20 protein-coding genes are annotated in these 21,757 nt (G+C 64.3%); 6 read left to right on the forward strand and 14 right to left on the reverse strand.

Features of this window, described 5'->3' with window-relative positions; translation table 11 throughout:
- Positions 1–9 precede the first annotated feature (9 nt).
- Both tsaE and GEV38_RS24725 read right to left on the reverse strand, forming a co-directional pair.
- Positions 10–483, reverse strand: a complete 474-nt coding sequence (gene tsaE / locus GEV38_RS24720) for a tRNA (adenosine(37)-N6)-threonylcarbamoyltransferase complex ATPase subunit type 1 TsaE (protein ID WP_015272009.1) — start codon at positions 481–483, stop codon at positions 10–12.
- Positions 471–1,331: an NAD(P)H-hydrate dehydratase gene (locus GEV38_RS24725; RefSeq protein WP_015272010.1), complete on the reverse strand. Its 861-nt coding sequence runs from the start codon at positions 1,329–1,331 to the stop codon at positions 471–473. The genes tsaE and GEV38_RS24725 overlap by 13 nt, the downstream gene beginning before the upstream one ends.
- Before the next feature lie 65 nt (positions 1,332–1,396).
- Here GEV38_RS24725 and queG point away from each other — a divergent pair, with 65 nt between their 5' ends.
- Positions 1,397–2,461 carry a tRNA epoxyqueuosine(34) reductase QueG gene (gene queG / locus GEV38_RS24730; RefSeq protein WP_015272011.1) on the forward strand — a complete coding sequence of 355 codons (1,065 nt, stop codon included), beginning with the start codon at positions 1,397–1,399 and terminating at the stop codon, positions 2,459–2,461.
- Between the two features lie 114 nt (positions 2,462–2,575).
- Here the strand turns inward: queG and GEV38_RS24735 are convergent, their stop codons facing one another.
- Positions 2,576–3,187, reverse strand: a complete 612-nt coding sequence (locus GEV38_RS24735; RefSeq protein ID WP_013974442.1) for a trimeric intracellular cation channel family protein — start codon at positions 3,185–3,187, stop codon at positions 2,576–2,578.
- A 100-nt stretch (positions 3,188–3,287) separates the two neighbouring features.
- On the reverse strand, positions 3,288–3,830 hold the full coding sequence (gene orn, locus GEV38_RS24740) for an oligoribonuclease (protein ID WP_015272012.1): 543 nt from the start codon (positions 3,828–3,830) through the stop codon (positions 3,288–3,290).
- 143 nt (positions 3,831–3,973) lie between these two features.
- On the opposite strand from orn, the gene rsgA reads away from it, so the two are divergent.
- On the forward strand, positions 3,974–5,005 hold the full coding sequence (gene rsgA / locus GEV38_RS24745; protein ID WP_013974444.1) for a small ribosomal subunit biogenesis GTPase RsgA: 1,032 nt from the start codon (positions 3,974–3,976) through the stop codon (positions 5,003–5,005).
- Positions 5,006–5,185: 180 nt separating this feature from the next.
- On the opposite strand, the gene motB is transcribed toward rsgA, so the two are convergent.
- Both motB and motA read right to left on the reverse strand, forming a co-directional pair.
- The gene (gene motB / locus GEV38_RS24750; RefSeq protein WP_015272013.1) at positions 5,186–6,199 is read right to left on the reverse strand and encodes a flagellar motor protein MotB; all 1,014 of its coding nucleotides are present in this window, start codon (positions 6,197–6,199) and stop codon (positions 5,186–5,188) included.
- A 3-nt stretch (positions 6,200–6,202) separates the two neighbouring features.
- Entirely contained in the window at positions 6,203–7,054 is an 852-nt protein-coding gene (motA, locus tag GEV38_RS24755; RefSeq protein WP_015272014.1) for a flagellar motor stator protein MotA, read from the reverse strand.
- 130 nt (positions 7,055–7,184) lie between these two features.
- Here motA and GEV38_RS24760 point away from each other — a divergent pair, with 130 nt between their 5' ends.
- Genes GEV38_RS24760 through asd form a run of 3 tightly spaced genes read left to right on the forward strand, consistent with a single transcriptional unit; the run spans position 7,185 to position 10,447 of the window.
- On the forward strand, positions 7,185–8,720 hold the full coding sequence (locus tag GEV38_RS24760) for an HDOD domain-containing protein (RefSeq protein ID WP_054572159.1): 1,536 nt from the start codon (positions 7,185–7,187) through the stop codon (positions 8,718–8,720).
- 44 nt (positions 8,721–8,764) lie between these two features.
- Positions 8,765–9,574, forward strand: coding sequence for a rhodanese-like domain-containing protein (locus GEV38_RS24765; protein WP_013974448.1), 810 nt, complete (start codon positions 8,765–8,767; stop codon positions 9,572–9,574).
- 9 nt (positions 9,575–9,583) lie between these two features.
- Positions 9,584–10,447 (forward strand): archaetidylserine decarboxylase, encoded by an 864-nt coding sequence (asd, locus tag GEV38_RS24770; RefSeq protein WP_013974449.1) that lies wholly within the window; start codon positions 9,584–9,586, stop codon positions 10,445–10,447.
- Positions 10,448–10,579: 132 nt separating this feature from the next.
- On the opposite strand, the gene serB is transcribed toward asd, so the two are convergent.
- On the reverse strand, positions 10,580–11,794 hold the full coding sequence (gene serB, locus GEV38_RS24775) for a phosphoserine phosphatase SerB (RefSeq protein ID WP_015272016.1): 1,215 nt from the start codon (positions 11,792–11,794) through the stop codon (positions 10,580–10,582).
- Between the two features lie 135 nt (positions 11,795–11,929).
- Between serB and GEV38_RS24780 the strand changes: the two genes are divergently transcribed.
- Positions 11,930–13,387 (forward strand): AhpA/YtjB family protein, encoded by a 1,458-nt coding sequence (locus GEV38_RS24780; protein ID WP_054572160.1) that lies wholly within the window; start codon positions 11,930–11,932, stop codon positions 13,385–13,387.
- Between the two features lie 159 nt (positions 13,388–13,546).
- Here the strand turns inward: GEV38_RS24780 and GEV38_RS24785 are convergent, their stop codons facing one another.
- From GEV38_RS24785 to cpdA, 7 genes are all read right to left on the reverse strand, one after another.
- Positions 13,547–14,257, reverse strand: coding sequence for a membrane integrity-associated transporter subunit PqiC (locus tag GEV38_RS24785; RefSeq protein ID WP_031324184.1), 711 nt, complete (start codon positions 14,255–14,257; stop codon positions 13,547–13,549).
- A gap of 172 nt (positions 14,258–14,429) precedes the next feature.
- Positions 14,430–16,688, reverse strand: coding sequence for a DNA topoisomerase IV subunit A (gene parC, locus GEV38_RS24790; RefSeq protein ID WP_015272018.1), 2,259 nt, complete (start codon positions 16,686–16,688; stop codon positions 14,430–14,432).
- Positions 16,689–16,698: 10 nt separating this feature from the next.
- The gene (locus GEV38_RS24795) at positions 16,699–17,217 is read right to left on the reverse strand and encodes a TIGR02281 family clan AA aspartic protease (protein WP_054572207.1); all 519 of its coding nucleotides are present in this window, start codon (positions 17,215–17,217) and stop codon (positions 16,699–16,701) included.
- Positions 17,214–18,200, reverse strand: a complete 987-nt coding sequence (locus GEV38_RS24800; protein WP_013974455.1) for an esterase-like activity of phytase family protein — start codon at positions 18,198–18,200, stop codon at positions 17,214–17,216. The genes GEV38_RS24795 and GEV38_RS24800 overlap by 4 nt, the downstream gene beginning before the upstream one ends.
- On the reverse strand, positions 18,197–20,101 hold the full coding sequence (gene parE, locus GEV38_RS24805) for a DNA topoisomerase IV subunit B (RefSeq protein WP_015272020.1): 1,905 nt from the start codon (positions 20,099–20,101) through the stop codon (positions 18,197–18,199). Before parE ends, GEV38_RS24800 begins: the two co-directional genes overlap by 4 nt.
- A gap of 35 nt (positions 20,102–20,136) precedes the next feature.
- Positions 20,137–20,745, reverse strand: coding sequence for a YqiA/YcfP family alpha/beta fold hydrolase (locus GEV38_RS24810; RefSeq protein ID WP_003258136.1), 609 nt, complete (start codon positions 20,743–20,745; stop codon positions 20,137–20,139).
- A gap of 171 nt (positions 20,746–20,916) precedes the next feature.
- Positions 20,917–21,717, reverse strand: coding sequence for a 3',5'-cyclic-AMP phosphodiesterase (cpdA, locus tag GEV38_RS24815; RefSeq protein ID WP_015272021.1), 801 nt, complete (start codon positions 21,715–21,717; stop codon positions 20,917–20,919).
- Positions 21,718–21,757 lie beyond the last annotated feature (40 nt).

The raw sequence follows: 21,757 nt of genomic DNA on the forward strand, positions 1-21,757 counted from the left end.
CTACCCCACTTACTGTTTATAGTGTTCGGCCAGTGCCACGCACCAGGCCTCGCCGCGAGCCCCCTGCGGCGAAAGGTTCAGCGAGCGTCCGCCCGCTTGGGGGCTTATGGTAATGGTCAGGTCGGGCTTTGGCAAAACGCCCGCACCCTTTTGTGGCCACTCGAACAGGCACAGCGGGTCGCCCTCGAAATAGTCACGAATACCCATGAACTCCAGCTCTTCCGGATCGACCAGGCGATACAGGTCGAAATGGAACGCCCGCACATCACCAATTTCGTATGGCTCGACCACAGTGAAGGTCGGGCTTTTCACTGCACCAGTATGGCCCAGGCCACGAATCAGACCACGCGACAGGGTGGTTTTGCCCGCACCCAGGTCACCTTCCAGAAAAATAACGCCGTGACCGCCGGTCACCTCGGCCAGTTGTGCGCCAAATTTGACCGTGGCCGCTTCATCGGCCAGAAACAGGTTTAAGCCAGACACGCAGAATGCTCCTCCAACAACTCACGAATGACCGGCGCCAGATCGCTGGCAGCCAGGCCTCTACCTTTTACGCCCAGACGCTCGCCGGCACAGGCGTGCAGCCATACCCCCAGCCCCGCGGCGTGCCAGGCATCCAGGCCTTGGGCCAACAGCGCCGCCAGCACGCCGGTCAGCACATCGCCAAGGCCGGCACCGGCCATGGCCGGGTGACCACGTTCGCACAACAGCAGTTGCCCGGCCGGGTCGGCTACCAGAGTGCCGGCCCCCTTGAGCACGCAGACGCTGTTGTAACGGCGCGCCAGCTTGCGTGCAGCGCCCGGGCGATCCGCCTGTACAGCCTCGGTGGAAATGCCCAGCAGCCGCGCCGCCTCCCCGGGGTGCGGGGTAAGGATGCTGCCACTGGGCAGGGCCAGCGGGGTGCGCGCCAGCAAGTTCAGGGCATCGGCGTCCCACACCTGCGGGCGTTCGGCATTGGCCACCGCCGACAGCAGGCTGCGACCCCAGGCTGCCTGGCCCAGACCAGGGCCGACCACCAGCACCGAAGCGCGCTCCAGCACGCCCATCAGCTGGTTGGCCGAACTGGCGCCCAGGCACATGACCTCCGGCAGGCGCGCCAGGCTGGCAGTCACGTGTTCGGGCCGGGTCGCCACACTGACCAGCCCCGCGCCACAGCGCAGGGCGGCTTCGGCACTGAGCAGCACAGCGCCTCCGGTACCAAGGTCGCCACCGACCACCAGTACATGGCCGAAGTCGCCTTTGTGGGCATGCGCATGACGTGCCGGCAGGTGCGCGACAGTCACGCTGCTGAGCAATTGAGGGGTATGGCTGGGGTGTTTGGTCTGCGGCATGGGGTCAAAGGCTCCAATGTCTGGCAGAATTATACGCACCTGAGCCCGTATTGCCTTGCCCATCCATGTCCGTCTGTACGCCTGACCTCGCCCAACTGGCCCAATCGATCAAGATTTGGGGCCAAGAACTCGGTTTTGCCCATGTTGGCATCGCCGGGGTAGACCTTGGCGAACACGAACACCACCTGCAGCGCTGGCTCGACGCCGGCTACCAGGGCGAGATGGATTACCTGGGTGCCCACGGCAGCAAGCGTGCACACCCAGAGCAATTGATCCCTGGCACGGTACGCGTGGTATCGCTGCGCATGGACTACCTGCCCGGCGACACACAGATGGCGCAGCGCCTGGCACAGCCCGAAAAAGCCTACGTATCGCGCTACGCCCTGGGCCGGGATTACCACAAGCTGGTGCGCAAGCGCGTGCAGTTCCTGGCCGATCGCATTCAGGAAGCCATCGGCCCGTTCGGCTACCGCGCCTTCGTCGACAGCGCTCCGGTGCTGGAAAAGGCCCTGGCCGAGCAGGCCGGGCTGGGCTGGATCGGCAAGAACACCCTGCTGCTCAACCGCAAGGCGGGCAGTTATTTCTTTCTCGCCGAGCTGTTCGTCGACCTGCCACTGCCGGTGGACGAAGCCACCACCAGCGAACATTGCGGGCGCTGCCAGGCCTGCCTGGACATCTGCCCGACCCAGGCCTTCGTCGGGCCGTATGTGCTGGATGCTCGGCGCTGCATCTCCTACCTGACCATCGAACTACGGGGGCCGATCCCCGTCGAGTTACGTTCGAAGATGGGCAACCGGGTGTTCGGTTGCGATGACTGCCAGATCGTCTGCCCGTGGAACCGCTTTGCCAGGCACAGCCAGGAGCAGGATTTCCAGCCACGACACGGGCTGGAGAATGCCGAGTTGGCGGAGATGTTCCTGTGGGATGAAAGGACCTTCCTGCGCAAGACCGAAGGCGGGCCATTGCGCCGGGCCGGGTATGAGCGCTGGTTGCGCAACCTGGCGGTGGGGCTTGGCAATGCGCCATCGACAATCCCGGTGATCGAAGCGCTGAAGGCGCGGCGCGAGGATGCCTCGGAGCTCGTGAGGGAGCATGTGGAGTGGGCGCTGGCGCAGCACGGCGTTTCGTAGCCAGACACACCTTGTGGGAGCGGGTTTACCCGCGAAGAAGCCACCGCGGTGGATGGCACGGGCTGCGCCCGTGTTCGCGGGTGAACCCGCTCCCACAGGGATCGCATGTCAAGGTCACTGCTGGTCGTTGTAGTGGAACTTGGGCATTTCCCAATGGAACCGAATCGCCAGCAGCCGCACCAGGAACCCGCCAAACAAGGTCAGCAGCATCGCCTGCTCCGCCGGCACCTTGAAATACACGCACCCCAGGTAGAACCACGCCGCGGCAAATGACACGCTGGCGTACAGCTCGCGGCGGAACACCAAGGGAATGTCGTTGCAGAAGATATCCCGCAGGATCCCGCCGAATACCCCGGTGATCACCCCGCTGATCGACGCCACCAGCATGCCCTGCCCCATCTCCAGCGCAGTCATGCAGCCAATCAAGGTAAAAGCCACCAGCCCCAGGGCGTCGAGCACCAGGAACAGCGAGCGCAGGCGGCGCATCATCGGCGCGATGAAAATGGTCAGCAGCGCCGCACAGCTGGTCAGCACCAGGTATTCAGGATGCTTCACCCAGGTCAGCGGGTAATGCCCGAGAAGCACGTCACGCACCGAGCCGCCACCCAGGGCGGTAACGCAGGCAATCAGCACCACGCCGAACCAGTCCATGCCGCGGCGGCCTGCAGACAACGCGCCGGTCATGGCTTCGGCGGTGATGGCGATTAGGTAGAGCATCAACAACATGGTGCGGGGTCCGTGCGGGCGTGCGAGAAAGGCGCGCAGTCTAACCAGTTGCCCATGGCACCAAAAGAGGGCGCAGATACAATATCTGCGCCTTTTCGGCTCATACCTTGATGAAGTGCTCGCGATAGTGGCGCAGTTCGGCGATCGATTCGCGGATGTCGTCCAGCGCCAGGTGGGTATTGCCCTTCTTGAAGCTGTCGCGCACATCAGGTGCCCAGCGTGCAGCCAGTTCCTTCAGGGTCGAAACATCGAGATTGCGGTAATGGAAGTAGTTTTCCAGGTTGCGCATGTGTCGGTACAGGAAACGGCGGTCCTGGCAGATGCTGTTGCCACAGATCGGGGACTTGCCTTTCGGTACCCACTGCTCAAGGAAGGCAATGGTCTGCGCCTCGGCTTCGGCCATGCCGACCTTGCTCTCGCGAACGCGCTGGGTCAGGCCCGAAGCGCCATGGGTGCGGGTATTCCACTCGTCCATGCGCGCCAGCACTTCGTCATTGTGGTGGATGGCAATCACCGGCCCTTCGGCCAGGGTGTTCAGTTCGCTGTCGGTGACAATGGTGGCCATCTCGATGATGACGTCGCTGTCCGGATCCAGGCCGGTCATTTCCAGGTCGATCCAGATCAGGTTCTGTGGGTTTTGCATGCGGGGGCTCCTCGTATAGGCCGTCATAGTAGCGTAGTGGCCAAGGCACGCCCATTCACGGTGCGAAGGTAAGCCAAATGGTCCGGCGCCTGGCGTGCTAAACTGCCTGCCGTTTTCAACCTGCCCCCACGCACGGAACCTTCATGGCCAAACGCCAGCTCAATCGCCGCCAGAACTGGCGCATCGAAAAAATCCAGAACGAGCGCGCCGCGCGTGCGGCCAAACGCGAACAGCACGTGCTGCAGGAACTGGAGGGTGGCGACCTTGGGCCAGAGCAGTTGGGCCTGGTGATTGCGCACTTCGGTGTGCAGGTAGAAGTGGAAGCCCAGGACGGCGAAGCCGCGGGCCAGGTGTTCCGTTGCCACTTGCGCGCCAACCTGCCGGCGCTGGTTACCGGCGACCGCGTGGTATGGCGGGCGGGCAACCAGGGCATTGGTGTGATCGTCGCGCAGATGCCGCGCAGCACCGAGCTGTGCCGGCCTAACAACCACGGCCAGCTGAAGCCGGTGGCGGCCAACGTCGACCTGATCGTGATCGTCTTTGCCCCCGCGCCCGAACCGCACCCCAACCTGATCGACCGTTACCTGGTGGCCGCGGAGCACGCCGGCATTCGCCCGCTGCTGCTGCTGAACAAGGCCGACCTGATCAACGAAGAGAACGGCCCGGGCCTGCATGCGCTGCTGGAGGTTTACCGCGAGCTCGGCTACCCGCTGCTCGAGGTCTCGGCACATCACGGTGATGGCATGCAACGCCTGCAGCAGATGCTCGACGGCCACATCAGCGTGTTCGTCGGCCAGTCGGGGGTGGGCAAGTCGTCGCTGGTCAACAGCCTGCTGCCGGAGGCCGGCACCCGTGTCGGCGACCTGTCGGAATGGTCTGGCCAGGGTACCCACACCACCACCACCGCGCGGCTGTACCACTTCCCCAATGGTGGCGACCTGATCGACTCACCGGGCATCCGCGAGTTCGGCCTGGGTCACGTCAGCCGCAGTGATGTGGAGGATGGTTTCATCGAGTTCCGCGACCTGTTCGGCACCTGCCGCTTCCGCGACTGCAAGCATGATCGCGAACCGGGCTGCGCGCTGCTCAAGGCGCTGGACGAGGGGCGTATCAAGCAGCAACGGATGAACAGCTACCGCTCGATCATCGCCAGTTTGCCAGAAGACGCTTACTGACCCCCTGTGGGCGCGAGGCTCAGCTGCAGCACGCGCCTGTAGGAGCGGCCTTGTGTCGCGATAGGGCCGCAGAGCGGCCCCAGCAATCTTTGCAAAAATGCAGAAATCCGGGGGCCGCCTTGCGGCCCGATCGCGACGTAAGGCCGCTCCTACAAGGACCGTGCAGGGCGCCCCAAGAACCTACTGGTCCTTGGCCTCATCCATCTTCAGCGTCCCCTCTTCGAAGATGTTCAGCTTCTGGCGCAATTCACGCGGCTGCATGGGGGCCTGCCCGGCCTCCCCTGGCACCGCCGGTGCCGCAGCGGCCGGCGGCGCGGGCTCGGCAGCCGGTGCTTCCGGCGCGCCCTGCTCGCCTTCGATATTGCGCTGGGCTTTTTTGGTCAGCACGATGATGTCGATGCGGCGGTTGACCGGGTTGAACGGGTCCTTGCGGTCGAACAGCGACGACGAGGCATAACCCACCACCCGCGCCACCTGGCCATCCGGGTAGCCGCCAGCCACCAGTGCACGGCGCGCGGCGTTGGCGCGGTTGGCCGACAATTCCCAGTTGCCGAACTCGCCACTGCCGGCATAGGGCTTGGCGTCGGTGTGGCCACTGATGCTGATCTTGTTCGGCACCGCCTTGATGGTGTCGGCCATCGCCAGCAGGATGTCCTCGAAGTACGGCTGCAGGCGCGCGCTGCCAATGTCGAACATTGGCCGGTTCTCGGCGTCCATGATCTGGATGCGCAGGCCGTCCTGGGTGATCTCGAACAGGATCTGGTCCTTGAACTTCTGCAGTTGCGGGTTCTCTTCCACCTTGTTCTGCAGTTCCTGCAGCAGCAACTCCAGGCGCTCACGCTCGACCTGCTCGGCCATGGTCTCCACCTGGTCCTTGTCCAGCTGAATGCTGGTATCAGGCGTCGGCTCCGACTTGGCTTCGGGGTTGATGGTCTTTTCCGGCGCCAGCTGAGGCGAGCCGCCCAGGTCGATGACGTAGGGCGTTCCGCTTTCCGAGAAGCCGATCGGGTCCTTGAAGTAGCCGGCAATGGCGATCTTCTGTTCCGGGGTGGCCGTGGACAACAGCCACAGCACCAGGAAGAACGCCATCATCGCCGTGGCGAAGTCGGCGAAGGCGATTTTCCAGGCGCCGCCGTGGTGGCCGCCGCCAAAGCGCTTGACGCGCTTGACGATGATGGGCTGATTGTTCTCCATGACTCAGCGACCGCGAACCGCTTGTTCCAGTTCGGCGAAGCTTGGGCGGTGCTTGGGGTACAGCACTTTGCGCCCGAACTCGACCGCCAGCGAAGGCGGCATGCCCGAGGCCGAGGCCACCAGCGAGGCCTTGATCGATTCGTAGAGGTTCAGCTCTTCCTTGGCATCGTGCTCCAGGCACTTGGCCAACGGGCCGAAGAAGCCGTAGGCCGCCAGAATACCGAAGAAGGTACCCACCAGCGCCGCACCCACATGGAGGCCGATGGAGGCCTGATCACCATCGCCGAGCGAGGCCATGGTCACCACGATACCCAGTACCGCCGCAACGATACCGAAGCCGGGCATGCCGTCGGCGATGCCGGTCACCGCATGGGACGGGTGCTCCAGTTCTTCCTTCATGCTCAGCAGTTCCATGTCGAACAGGCCCTCGAGTTCGTGCGGGGCCATGTTGCCGGTGGACATGATGCGCAGGTAGTCGCAGACGAATGCGGTCATGCGTTCATCTGCCAGCACCGTCGGGTACTTGGCGAAGATCGGGCTGGCGGCGGCATCCTCGATATCGGCCTCGATGGCCATCATGCCTTCGCGCCGGCTCTTGTTGAGAATCTCGTACACCAGGCCCAGCACTTCCAGGTAGAAGGCATGAGTGAAGCGTGAGCCGAACATCTTCATCGACTTCTTGATGACGTGCATGGTCATGTGGCCAGGGTTGGCCTGCAGGAATGCACCAAAGGCCGCACCGCCGATGATCAGTACTTCGAACGGCTGGATCAGTGCCGCGATCTTGCCGTGGGAAAGCACGTATCCGCCGAGCACGCTCGCGAATACGACGATGATGCCGATAATTTTAGCCATAGGTTCAAAGCACTTGCTGTCGTGGTCAGGGGAAGAGACGGGAGCTTTAAAACTCTTCTTCTACTTATCGGCAGAACTGCGCCAGACTATAGCCACTCAATGCGAAAAGCCAGTTCGGACTGATGTCAAAATGCCAATTGAAACCAAGGTGCCCGCTCAGGCTCCACGTACGCTAGAGGCCTGGGTAAAGCTGCTCGAGAGTGTTCGCATCCCCGTGCCGAAGCACAGCTACGACCGGGTCATGGCCGCCATCCACGATAGCCGCCGCTCACTGCGCGATATCGCCGAACTGATGCAGGATAGCCCGGCGCTGGTGCTGTCGGTGATGCGCGAAGCCAATCACCCCACCAATGCCAGCCTGGCAGAGCCCGCCGAAAGCCTGGAAGTCGCCCTCAACCGCCTGGGCCTGGAGCGCAGCGAACAGCTGCTCAAGCGCCTGCCAGCAGTGCCCGTCGAAGAGATCCCGCCGGTACTGTGCCAGTTCCAGCTGATCAGCCAGCACGCCTCGCAGCAGGCCAGCGGCCTGTTCGCAAGCCGCCTGGCACGGCTGTGGCAGGAAATCCACTGGGGCAGCCTGTTGTTCCTGTCGCCACTCTGGCCGCTGGCGCTGGCCTACCCCAAGCTGCTCGATACCTGGGAGCTGCGGGTTATCCACAAGGGCGAAGACGCCGCCCATGTCGAGGAAGAACTGTTTGGCGTGCGCATCATGGAGCTGTGCCAGACCATGGCGGAGTACTGGCGCCTGCCACAATGGGTGACCCAGGGTTACCGCCTGCTGCTGGAAGAGCGCGAACAACTGGCCCAGGTGCTCAGTATCGCCCGCGATCCGGACCTGCTCAGCCAGCAACACCGCCTGGACGCCGAGCCTGGCCTGCGCCGCTGGTTCAACCAGCCGGCCAACACCGTGCTGCTGGCCAACAACCTGGCCCTGGCGGCACAAGTGGGCTGGGACAACCCGCACCTGTTGCGCTGGCAGCTGCTGACCGCACTGTACCTGCAGACCTCGCTGGACGACGTGCAGCAGCAGGTGCACCAGCAGGCTGCGGCCAGCGCCCGCCGCCATGCCCAGCATGCCTTGTTCCACCCGGCCGAAGCGCTGATCTGGCCCTGGCACCAGCGCCGTCCGCACCCAGACATGCTGGCTCCGCCACCGCCCACCAGCGACGAACTGACGCGCTGGCGCAAGCTGTGCCAGGACCTTCTGGCCCAGCCCAGCCCGTTCACCAACAACGTACACCTGGCCACGCAGGTTATCGAGGCCCTTCTGGCCTCTGGCATGCAGCGGATCCTGCTGCTGAGCCTGGACAAGGCCAACGACCAGCTGCGCGTGCAGCAGATGGCCGGCCTGCCAAAGGAAGCCGGGGCGCTGGTACTGCCGGTGGCGCAGAACAAACTGCTGCAAAAGCTGCTGGCCAAGGCCGGGCAATTGCGTATCACCCCGGAAAACCACAGCCAGCTCTCGACCCTGCTGCCGGCTCCGCTGCGTGCCTTGTTCCGCAGCGAGCACGTGCTGCTACGCTCGCTGGCGGTGGCGGACCAGGTGCTGATGCTGATGGTGGCTGACCAAGGCTGCCGGCCGCTGGCCGATATCAGCGTGCAAGCCTTCGGCAAGACCGCACAGTGCACCGAACGGGCGCTATCGGTGTTTGCCAACCGCAAGGCCTGAGCCTTGCGCTACAATCGCCCCTCTTTCCACACTGGAGACCGTGGATGACTGACTTTTCAGGCCTGCCCCTGGTGATCGAAGCCGCGGACCTGCTGCCGCGCCTGGATTCGCCACAGCTGATCCTGATCGACCTGAGCAGCGCCAACCGCTATGTCAGCGGGCATATCCCCGGCGCCCGCTTTGTCGAAGGCAAGCGTACCCAGCTCGGCCAGCCCCCCGCGCCCGGCCTGCTGCCGGCCCTGGGCGAGCTGGAAAAACTGTTCAGCGAACTCGGCCACCGCGACGATGCCGTGTATGTGGTGTATGACGATGAGGGCGGCGGCTGGGCCGGGCGTTTCATCTGGTTGCTCGACGTGATCGGCCACAAGCGTTACCACTATCTCAATGGCGGCATCCAGGCCTGGCCCGCCGACAAGCTCTCCACAGAAGTGCCCGCCAGCGGCAATGCGCCGGTGCACCTGCGCATCGACACTTCGCCAACCGCCACCCGCGAGTACCTTCAAAGCCGCCTGGGCGCCGACGACCTGGTCATCTGGGACGCCCGTGGCCCGCAGGAATTCAGCGGCGAGAAAGTACTGGCAGCCAAGGGCGGCCACATCCCCGGCGCGATCAACTTCGAGTGGACCGCCGGCATGGACCTCAACGACCACCTGCGCATTCGCCAGGACATCGCCGAAGTCCTGAAGAACCTGGGCATCACCCCCGACAAGGAAGTGATCACCCACTGCCAGACCCACCGCCGCTCCGGTTTCACCTACCTGGTGGCCAAGGCCCTTGGCTACCCGCGCGTCAAGGCCTACGCCGGCTCGTGGAGCGAATGGGGCAACCACCCGGACACGCCTGTAGAAGTCTAAGGAACCTGCATGAAATCCCGTTTGTTCATCATCAGCCAGTACCTGCTGCCGCACCACTTGCTGTCGCGGCTGGCCGGCTGCATAGCCGAGTGCCGCGTGCGCTGGTTCAAGAACGCCTTCACCGCCTGGTTCGCCAAGCGTTACCAGGTCAACATGAGCGAAGCGCTGGTCGAGGACCTGAGCGCCTACGAGCACTTCAATGCATTCTTCACCCGCGCCCTTAAGCCGGGTGCCCGCCCGCTGGACGAGACCCCGGGCGCCATCCTTTGCCCGGCCGACGGTGCCGTCAGCCAGCTTGGCCCGATCGAGCACGGCCGCATCTTCCAGGCCAAGGGCCACGGTTTCAGCGCGCAGGAGCTGCTTGGCGGTGACCCGGCCATGGCCGCGCCGTTCATGGGCGGCGAGTTCGCCACCATCTACCTGTCGCCCAAGGACTACCACCGCGTGCACATGCCGCTGGCCGGCACCCTGCGTGAAATGGTCTACGTGCCGGGCCGCCTGTTCTCGGTCAACCAGACCACCGCAGAGAACGTCCCCGAGCTGTTCGCCCGCAACGAGCGCGTGGTCTGCCTGTTCGATACCGAGCGCGGGCCGATGGCCGTGGTGCTGGTGGGCGCGATGATCGTCGCTTCGATCGAAACCGTGTGGGCCGGGCTGGTGACGCCACCCAAGCGTGAACTGAAGACCTTCCGCTACGACGAAGCCAGCCGCGCGCCGATCCACCTGGAGAAAGGTGCCGAACTGGGCCGCTTCAAGCTGGGGTCGACTGCTATCGTGCTGTTCGGGCCGGAGCAGGTGAAGTGGGCGGAGAACCTGGGTGCGGGTTCAGCGGTGCGCATGGGGCAGCAGTTGGCGGCGCCTGTGCAGGCTTGATTGCCTGATGGAACCTGGGGCCGCTTTGCGGCCCTTTCGCGACACAAGGCCGCTCCTACAGGAGATAAGCGATTCCCTGTAGGAGCGGCCTTGTGTCGCGAAAGGGCTGCGAAGCAGCCCCGGATTCTCAAATCAGCCGCGCGCGTCGCGGTCGCGCAGGCCCAGCAGATACAACACTCCATCCAATCCCAGGGTAGAAATCGCCTGCTTGGCCGACTGGCGTACCAGCGGCTTGGCACGAAACGCCACACCCAGGCCGGCCAGCGACAGCATCGGCAGGTCGTTGGCACCGTCACCCACGGCAATGGTCTGCTCCAGCTGCAAGCCTTCTTCGCTGGCCAGCTTCTGCAGCAGCTCGGCCTTGCGCTGGGCATCGACGATCGGCTCCACAGCCACGCCGGTCACCTTGCCATCGACCACTTCCAGCTCGTTGGCGAATACATAGTCGATACCCAGGCGCGCCTGCACCTGGCGGGCAAAGTAGGTAAAGCCGCCAGACAGGATCGCGGTCTTGTAACCCAGGCGCTTGAGCTCGGCAAACAGGTTCTCGGCACCTTCAGTCAGACGCAGCGACGCCCCGATCTCATCCAACACGCCCACATCCAGGCCCTTGAGCAGCGCCATGCGCTCCTTGAAGCTGGCGCGGAAGTCCAGCTCGCCGCGCATGGCGCGCTCGGTGATGGCAGCAACCTGCTCACCCACGCCAGCGGCCTTTGCCAGTTCGTCGATGACCTCGGCTTCGATCAGCGTCGAGTCCATGTCGAAGACCGCCAGGCGACGGTTGCGGCGGAACAGGTCGTCCTTCTGGAAGGCAATGTCGATGCTCAGCTCTTCGGCCAGGGCGAAGAAGTCGGCACGCAGAGCCTCGGCATCGCTCGGCACGCCGCGCACAGAGATCTCGATGGCCGCCTTGCCCTTGTCGGTCTCCGCATCCAGCGCCACACGGGCCGACAGGCGCTCGATGCGCTCGATGGTCAGGCCGTACCGGCTGATCACCGCACTCACCCGCTGCAGTTGCTCTGGAGTGATCTTGCGGCTGAGCAAGGTGACGATGTGGCGCGCCTCGCCCTGGCCATCGGCCCAGTGCTGGTAGTCCGCCTCGGAAATCGGCGTGTAGCGGGCCTGCAGGTTCAGTTCGTGGGCCTTGGCCTGCACGCTCTGCAGCAGGGAGGTGGCCACTTCGTTGTCCGGGATATCGACCAGGATGCCGAACGACAAGGTACCGTGCATGACTGCCAGGCCAATGTCGAGGATGCTCACACCGCCCTGCAGCAGGACGCCGGTGATAGCCGCAGTGAGACCGGGACGGTCCTCACCGGTGATGTTGATCAGGACGATTTCACGCACAACCTGGCTCCGACTTCGATGAAAAATGCGCATTCTACCGATTTTCCGTGACCGTCGGGCGCCAACGATACTTTGCCGACAAAACCCGGCTCGCTATACTGCCCCACACTTTCATGCCATTAAGAGCCGAGCTCAGTGAACCGGCCCACGCCCGTCAAAGCAGACAACTTCTTCCTGATGATCTATCGCGCCCTGAGTCAACGTCGCGTGCCGCTGGCACTACGCATCGCCTGCACCAACATTTTCCTGGTGGCGCTGGCGTTGGTGATCTACGCCTGCGTGATGGGCCTGCAGTTCAAGCAGGCCATGCACGAGCAGGCCGATGCCCTGGGCCAGAGCCTGACCACCCAGACCGCCACCTCGGCGACCGAGTTGCTGGTGGCCAACGACATCCTCAGCCTCAACGTTCTGCTCGGCAACCTGGTGAAAAACCCACTGGTGGCCCATGCGGCGATCTACAGCGTGGACAACCGCATCCTCGCGGAAGCCGGCCAGCGCCCGCGCAACAGCCTGCTGGGCGAGGCCGAAGGCCTGTACCAGACCAAGATCACCTTCCAGGACGTGACCGCCGGGCAACTGCGCATCAGCCTGGACATGAGCCAGTTCCAGCAGCCGATGCTGATCAGTCTGCAGAGCATGGGCATCCTTGCCGCCATCCTGCTGGTGCTGGCGCTGACCCTGAGCCTGCGCCAGGGCCGCTTCATCACCCTGCCGCTGCTGCAACTGCGGGTGTGGCTGCGCGACCCGCAACCCTATACCCCGGCCACCGACCGCCAGGACGAGATCGGCGACATCGCCCGCCAGCTGCACGCGCGCCTGGCTCCGCCCCCGCCACCTGAGCCGGAGCCCGAAGAAGAAGACGACGAGCAGTTCGACGACCTGCACGACGCTGCCCCGGCAGCCAAGGTCGCACCGCGCGCCAAGCTTGCCGCCCAGGCGGACGAGGATGACGATGAAGCCTTCGCCGGCCTGCTGGACGACGAAAGCGCGCCCAAGGCCGCCGTGGTCGAATCCGACGAGCCGCAGTACAGCGCCGTGCTTGCCGTGCAACTGGGCTCGCAGGAGCAGCTGCGTCGCCTGCCGCGCACCCGCCTGACCGAACTGACCGAGCGCTACCGCGATTGCCTGGAGCATGCCGCCTCACTCTACGACGGTGAAACTCACACGCTCAACGACGGCAGCACCCTGGTGCTGTTCCACAGCCGCGACTGCGGCGAGGACTACCTCACCAACGCCATCTGCTGCGGCGAGCTGTTGCGCGCCTTGGGCCATGCCCTGCAGATCGAGGTAGCGGACAGCGGCATTACCCTGCAGCTGCAGCTGGGCCTTGCCCTGGGTAACGACCTGCAAGGGCTGGAGCTGGTAGACCTGCTGATGGCCGAAAAGGCCCAGGACGCTCTGGCACTGTCGCAGCACAGTCGCAACTTGTTGCTGGTAGAACGGCAGATCAGCGATGACACACTGATTCGCCAGCGCGCCCGCATTCGCCCGATTGCCAGCCCCGAGGGTGCCTGCTGCGTGGAGCGCCTGATGGAGCCCTACCCGTCGATGCTGGAGCGGCAGCTGGCGCGGATGCACGAACGCCGGGCCTGATACCGGGCTGGCCTCTTCGCGGGTAAACCCGCTCCCACAGGGCCTGCGCCAACCTGTAGGAGCGGGTTTACCCGCGAAGAGGCCAGCACAGACAGTACAAAAACAGCAGATACGAAAAAGCCCGCAATGATGCGGGCTTTTTCGTATCTGGCAGTTAGATCAGAACCGGTAGACTTCCATATCGGTTCGAATCGGCGCAGCCATCGGGATCTTGGATTTCTCAGGCGTCTTCTTCACCTGCACCGGAGCAGCCGATTTTTTAGGCGACTCTTCGGCAATCGCCGGCTGGTTAGCCAGAGGCTTGACCGCTGTGCTCAGCTGTTCGGCCAGTTTCTGAAGCAACTGGCCCTGGGCCTGCACCTGCGACGCCTCGCTGCCCGCGTGTGGCTGTTCGAGGTGAACGATGCGGTTGTCACGCACATGGCCACGGCGGTCCAACAGGCGCCACTGGGCATCCAGGACAGCCGGCTGGTCCTTGCCCGAGTCCAGGCGAGTGATCGACAGCAGCACTTGTACATCCGGGTTGAACCCGGCAGCCGCCGGGGCCAGCACCACGCGCTGGCTGTCCAGGCGCCAGGCGAGCTGGCGCACCAGCAGCTGGTCGATATCCGACGAAAGGCTGCCGGCCCAACGACCGTCGGTCGCCGAACTCAGGCTGCCATCGGCCTGACGCTGCAGGAACGTCTCACGTTGCAGGTAATCGGCAACCGATACCGGACCGAGCACCACGGCCATGCCCGCACTCTGCGAAGGCTGGCCAGGATCACCACTGTCGAGCTGGTACAGGGCAACCGGCTGATGCATGGTGCACCCGCCAAGGCCCAGCAGGCCAGTCATCAACAGCGCAAATGGAAGGCGCAGAAATTTCATCATCCCATCCAGGCGGTCGCCAAAAGGCCAACCGCAGTGATACATATAAATTCAAACGGGCACACGGCCACGCCGGCACCGCAAGGGCCATATCATCCGCGAAATAACCGTCCGACTCCAGCATTTCTGCCCGGAACGACGCTGAAATTGCCGCTCCAGACATTTCAACCGCTTACGCCGGCACTTCCACCTGCAACCCATCGACCCGCTGGAACCCGCGTGGCAGCTTGCTGCCGCGCCGTCCGCGCTCGCCCTTGTAATGCTCCAGGTCGTCCGCTTTCAGAGATAGGGTACGCTTGCCGGCTTGCAATACAAGCGTCGCGCCATCTGCTATCACGGCCAGATCGGTAACAAATTCTTCACGGCTCGCCACCCGGTCGCCCGGCACCCCGATAATCTTGTTGCCCTTGCCTTTGCCCAACTGAGGCAGGTCGCTGACCTTGAATACCAGCAGACGGCCTTCGGTGGTAACCGCCGCCAGCCAGTCCTGCTCGCGGTTGGCCACCGGGCGCGGGGTCATGACCTTGGCACCGTTGGGCAGGCTGAGCAAGCCCTTGCCGGCCTTGTTCTTGGCCTGCAGGTCTTCACCCTTGACCACGAAGCCATAGCCGGCGTCCGAAGCCACCACGTACAGTGCATCGTCGTCCGGCAACAGCACACACTCGAAGGTGGCCCCCGGTGGTGGCGTCAGGCGGCCGGTCAGTGGTTCGCCCTGACCACGCGCCGACGGCAGGCTGTGGGCGGCTAGCGAGTAACTGCGGCCAGTAGAATCGATGAGCACGGCAAACTGGTTTGAGCGCCCGGCAGCAGCGGCCTTGAAGCCATCGCCGGCCTTGTACGACAGGCCGGTGGCATCAATGTCGTGACCCTTGGCGCAGCGCACCCAGCCCTTCTCCGAGAGCACCACGGTGACCGGCTCGGTCGGCATCAGCTCGTTTTCCGACAGCGCCTTGGCCTCGGCACGCTCGACGATCGGCGAGCGGCGGTCGTCGCCATAGGTTTCAGCATCCTTGATCAGCTCGCTGCGTACCAGCTTGCGCAGCTTGGCATCGCTGCCCAGCAGGGCGAGCAGCTTGGCCTGCTCCTTCAGCAATTCATCCTGCTCGCCGCGGATCTTCATCTCTTCCAGGCGTGCCAGCTGCCGCAGGCGGGTCTCGAGAATGTAGTCGGCCTGGATTTCGGTCAGGTCGAAACGGGCGATCAGGGCCTGCTTGGGCTGGTCTTCGGTACGGATGATGTGGATAACTTCATCCAGGTTGAGGAACGCGGTCAGCAAACCTTCCAACAGGTGCAGGCGCTTCTCCACCTTGTCCAGGCGGTGCTGCAGGCGGCGACGGACGGTAGCGGTACGGAACTCCAGCCATTCCAGCAGCAGCGCTCGCAGGTTCTTCAGCTGTGGCCGGCCGTCCAGGCCGATGATGTTGACGTTGACCCGGTAGCTGCTCTCCAGGTCGGTCGTGGCAAACAGGTGCTGCATCAGCTCATCGGCATCCACACGGTTGGAGCGCGGGATGATGACGATGCGGCACGGGTTCTCGTGGTCCGACTCGTCACGCAGGTCGGCGACCATAGGCAGCTTCTTGGCCTGCATCTGCGCAGCGATCTGCTCCAGCACCTTGGCCCCGGAGACCTGGTGCGGCAGCGCGGTGACGACGATGTCGCCATCCTCGACGCGGTAGACGGCGCGCATACGGATGGAGCCGCGACCGCTTTCGTACATCTTGAGGATTTCTGCCCGCGGCGTAACGATCTCGGCCTCGGTCGGGTAGTCCGGCCCCTGGATGTGCTCGCACAGCTGCTCGATGGTGGCCTTGGGCTCGTCGAGCAGGCGCACACAGGCCGTGGCCACTTCACGCAGGTTGTGCGGCGGTACGTCAGTGGCCATGCCAACGGCGATACCAGTGGTGCCGTTGAGCAGGATGTTGGGCAGGCGCGCAGGCAGCACGGCCGGCTCCTGCAGGGTGCCGTCGAAGTTGGGCACCCAGTCCACGGTGCCCTGGCCAACTTCGCTGAGCAGCACTTCGGCGTAGCGCGAAAGACGCGCTTCGGTATAACGCATGGCGGCGAACGACTTCGGATCGTCCGGCGCACCCCAGTTGCCCTGGCCGTCGACCAGCGTATAGCGGTAGCTGAACGGCTGGGCCATCAGCACCATGGCCTCGTAGCAGGCCAAGTCACCGTGGGGGTGGAACTTGCCGAGCACGTCACCGACGGTACGCGCCGACTTCTTGTGCTTGGCATCGGCATCGAGCCCCAACTCGCTCATGGCGTAGACGATGCGTCGCTGCACCGGCTTCAGGCCATCGCCGATGTGCGGCAAGGCGCGGTCCATGATCACGTACATGGAGTAGTTGAGGTAGGCCTGTTCGGTGAAGTCAGCCAGCGAGCGGCGTTCTACGCCATCCAGGCTGAGTTCCAGTGAGTCGCTCATGCGGGCCTCGTCATTTCAGGTTCTGGCGCAGCAGCATGGTGCCGCCGCGCTGGGTAAATTCAAGTTGTTTCAGGGCACTCATGCCCAGCAATACGGTCTGCCCGTCCAGGCCCGGCACCACGATGGCGCGCACGTCCTGCAGGCGGATATCCCCCAGCTGCAGGCTGGTCAGGCGCGTACGGTAGCCTTCGGTACGGCCGTTGGCGGTACTGAGCTGCACCGGGCTGCCACGCTCCAGGCCCAGCTCGCGGCTCAGCGCCTCGGGGATGGCCACGTCGGTGGCACCTGTGTCGAGCATGAAATGCACCACCTGGCCGTTGATTGCGCCATCCATCACGAAGTGGCCCTGGCCGTTGCCCAGCAGGCGCACCTCGATAAAGCCTTCGCCATGCGTCGACTGCACCTGGGCATTGGGGTTGCGCTGGCTGTCTTCCCATTGGCCGAAAAAACGCGTGGCAAGGAACAGCGCCGCCGCCCAGGCGACGATCATCAATACCTTGCCAGCCCGCTTGCCCGGTGCCTGGCTCATGGCTTGGCGCTCCATCCGCCTTCCGGCGCATCGAAGCGCCAGACGATCGGGCGTGCTTCGCCATCGGCGCGGGCGCCGTTGTTGTTGTCCACGCCTATCCAGGCGCCCTTGGCATCGATCACCAGGGCCTCGGCCAGACCGAACGGCTGCTGGTAGCGACGCGACTCGACCAGGGCATCGGCAGCGAACGACCAGCAGCGCTCGACCATGCCGCTGTCGGTATCCCGACGACAGACGCGGTAGGCATTGCGTTCGAGAGTGAACAGCTTGCCTTCGAACCAGGCCAAGTCGGCGAAGTCGCGCGACAGTGCCTGGGCATTGGGCATCTGTGCCGGCTGCATTTCGACCCCGGCCTCGCTCAGCAACACGCAGCTGCGGCCGCAGGTCCACACCGACTGCTGGCGCTCGATAGCCACCAGGCCACGGCGCTCGCGCTCGGCGGCCAGCCACAGGCGGTCACCCGCCGGGTTGATCGCCAGACCTTCGAACAAGGCGTTGAAGTTCAGCAGCATGCCGCTGGCCCGGGCCTGACGAACCATGGCCGGGTCGATCTTCAACCAGTCCGCCTCGCCTTCCAGCGGCAGTTGCAGCACAGCGGCATGAGCTTCGCTGACCAGGTACAGGTTGCCCGCCTGGTCACAGCTGATGCCTTCGAAATCCAGTTCGCCACCACGAATATACGACGCCGCCCAGTTGCGCGACTTCAGGCCCCACGGCAGGCCACTTTCCGGCACCGCTGGCGGGGTGAAGGTGAGCGGCTGCGCGCGCCAGGTCGGGTTTTGCTGGTCGAAGCGGTAGATGCGGTCGTCGTCGCGGTCGGATACGCCCCACAGCCCGCCCCGGCATTCCACCAGGCCAGACAGGTTGCCACCGCGCATGCCTTCGATCGGGTGCTCGGCGCTCAGCTTCAACTCTGGCCAGTTGCCCGCCAGGCTCGGCAGGGCAACCAGCGCCAGGCAGGCAGCCAGAAGCCGCCGAATCAAACCATGACCTCGGCCAGGTTGCCCTTGGTTTCCAGCCAGCTCTTGCGGTCGCCCGCGCGCTTCTTGGCCAGCAGCTTGTCCATCAGCTCGCAGGTGGCCTGCACGTCGTCCAGGGTCAGTTGCACCAGGCGCCGGGTATTCGGGTCCATGGTGGTCTCGCGCAGCTGTGGCGGGTTCATCTCGCCCAGGCCCTTGAAGCGTGTGACCTGTGGCTTGCCGCGCTTCTTCTCGGCCACCAGGCGATCGAGGATACCGTCACGCTCGGCCTCGTCGAGGGCGTAGTAGATTTCCTTGCCCAGGTCGATGCGGTACAGCGGCGGCATGGCCACGTACACATGCCCGGCCTCGACCAGGGCGCGGAAGTGCTGGACAAACAGTGCGCACAGCAGCGTGGCGATGTGCAGGCCGTCGGAGTCAGCGTCGGCGAGGATGCAGATCTTGCCGTAGCGCAGCTGCGCAAGGTCGGTGGCACCCGGGTCGACGCCAATGGCCACGGCGATGTTGTGCACTTCCTGGCTGGCCAGGACTTCGCCACCGTCCACTTCCCAAGTGTTGAGGATCTTGCCACGCAGCGGCAGGATCGCCTGGAATTCCTTGTCGCGAGCCTGCTTGGCCGAGCCACCTGCCGAGTCACCCTCGACCAGGAACAGTTCGGCGCGCATCGGGTCCTGGCCGGCGCAATCGGCCAGTTTGCCGGGAAGTGCCGGGCCTTGGGTTATGCGCTTGCGCTCGACCTTCTTGCTGGCCTTCAGGCGGCGCCCGGCGTTGCTGATGGCCAGCTCCGCCAGCTGCATGCCCAGCTCGGGGTGGGCGTTGAGCCACAGGCTGAACGCGTCCTTGACCACGCCGGAAACGAAGGCAGCCGCCTCGCGCGACGACAGGCGCTCCTTGGTCTGCCCGGAGAACTGCGGGTCCTGCATCTTCATCGACAGCACGAAGGTGATGCGCTCCCAGACGTCTTCCGGCGCCAGCTTCACGCCGCGCGGCAGCAGGTTGCGGAACTCGCAGAATTCACGCATGGCATCCAGCAGGCCCTGGCGCAGGCCGTTGACATGGGTGCCGCCTTGGGCGGTAGGGATCAGGTTGACGTAGCTTTCCTGGATGCTGTCGCCGCCTTCGGGCAGCCACAGCAAGGCCCAGTCCACCGCCTCCTTGTTACCGGCCAGGCTGCCGCAGAACGGCTCGTCGGGCAGGCGCTGGAACTCATTGACGGAATCGACCAGGTAGGAACGCAGGCCATCCTCATAGTGCCATTCGACCTTCTCGCCGCTGGCCTTGTCCTCGAAGCTGACCAGCAGGCCCGGGCACAGCACGGCCTTGGCCTTGAGCACATGCTTGAGGCGGCTGATGGAGAATTTCGGCGAATCGAAGTACTTGGGGTCGGGGCTGAAGTACACGCTGGTGCCGGTGTTGCGCTTGCCGACCGAGCCGACCACTTCCAACTCGCTGGCCTTGAAGCCATCGGCGAAAGTCATCTGGTATTCGTTGCCGTCACGTTTCACGCGCACGCGCACCTGGGTCGACAGGGCGTTGACCACAGAGATGCCCACGCCGTGAAGGCCACCGGAGAACTGATAGTTCTTGTTGGAGAACTTGCCGCCGGCGTGCAGCTTGGTGAGGATCAGCTCGACCCCGGACACGCCCTCTTCCGGGTGGATGTCCACCGGCATGCCGCGGCCATCGTCGCTGACTTCAAGTGAGTGGTCGGCATGGAGGATGACCTGTACCGAACGGGCATGACCGGCCAGGGCTTCGTCGACACTGTTGTCGATGACTTCCTGGGCCAGGTGGTTGGGGCGGCTGGTATCGGTGTACATGCCCGGCCGCTTGCGGACCGGGTCAAGGCCCGAGAGGACTTCGATGGCGTCTGCGTTATAGGCGCTAGCGCTGGGAGTGGCCATAGGGTCTCGTCGTCAGTCTGGTGAATGCAAAAAAGTCAAAATACAGAAAAATCGAGCGCTGCGTACTGCCCACGGGCAATGCCGGCGAAAGCCAGCAGTGCCGGCAGGCGCTCGGCGAAGCCCTGGAAGCTGTGGTCGCCACCGGCCTGGATGCGCAGGGCACAAGCACGGTAATAGCGCTCGGCATGGCGATAGTCCAGGGTTTCATCGGCGGTCTGCAGCCACACTTGATAGCGGCTGGCGTCCACCGGGGCTGGTACTTCCAGCTCGGCCAGGGCCTGCACGTGATCGTGGGTCAGCTCCCAGGCTTCACCGGTGTAGTGATTGTGCTGGGTGCCCAGGTAGCCGTCGAAATGCTTGTGCGGTGTTACCGCCGGGTTCACCAGCAAGGCCTTGAGGCCGTGGCGCTCGGCCAGATAGGTGGCATAGTAGCCGCCGAGCGAACTACCTACCAACAATGGTGCGCCCAGTTCGGCGATGGCCGCTTCGAGCTGGGCGATGGCCTGCCGTGGGTGGTGGTGCAAGGCGGGCACCCGCAGTTGGGCCGACAGGCCCAGTTGCTGCATCACGGCCTCGAGTTGGCGCGCCTTGGTCGAAAGTGGCGAGCTGTTGAAGCCATGGATATAGAGGATGGAACCCGACATGCTGCCCCCGGAATCTGTGGCTTCGCGCCCGGTGATATGGGCGCAGGGACGCGCAGTGTAGCGCGTTCGCCGGGTTTTGACGCAGTGTCACGGGTTTCGCAACAATTTCTTCACCGAAGGCGCAACCACAGTTCCCTGTAGGAGCGGCCTTGTGTCGCGATGGGCCGCAGCTCAATAGCCAGGGCTATCGAAGTCGAGCTTCACCTGGAAATCCACTGCCCGCTCCACCCCGGTCTCCAACCGCCCGTCGGCGTGGAGGCGCAGCCAGCGGTATCCAGGCTGCTCCTCGCTCACCTTGAAATCCTCGCTGCGCGCCGCGAACTGGATACAGGTCGACGGAGTGGCCAGCAGGCGACGGCCGTCGCGCACTTCATCCCATTCCTGGTGCACATGCCCCCACAGCAGCGCCCGCACCTGTGGGTACCCCTCAACGATATCGAACAGCGCCTGGGCATTGCGCAAGCCGATCGGCGCAATCCAGGCACAGCCGATATCCACCGGCTGATGGTGGAAGCACACCAGGCAATGCCGTTCACCCGCCTCTCGCAAGGCCGCTTCCAGCACTGCCAGCTGATCGCCCTCCAGCAGCCCATGCGTCGCCCCGGGTACGGCTGTGTTGAGCATGACGATGCGCCACGCACCGATATCGGTCACCGCCTGTACCAGCTCCGGCGCCACTTGCGCCATGACTCGGGCCTCGTCATGGTTGCCAGGCAACCAGCGGGTGGGCACGGCAAACGGTGCGGTCAGCTCACGGAACGCTTCATAGGACGCCACGCTGGCGTCCTGGGACAGGTCGCCAGTGCACAGCAGCAGGTCGACAAGCGGTTGCTCCCGCCGCACCTGGGCCACTACATGGCGCAGGCTGTCACGGGTATTGAGGCCCAGCATGCTGCCGGCCGAGTCGGCGAACAGGTGGGCATCGGTCAGTTGCACCACATGCACGGGGCGCGATTGGTCTGGCTGCGGCAACGGCCGTCTCCTCGAACGGATTCAGCGCGAATTATGGCTG

It is taken from the genome of Pseudomonas sp. 13159349, assembly GCF_013305685.1.
Classification (GTDB): domain Bacteria; phylum Pseudomonadota; class Gammaproteobacteria; order Pseudomonadales; family Pseudomonadaceae; genus Aquipseudomonas; species Aquipseudomonas asiatica.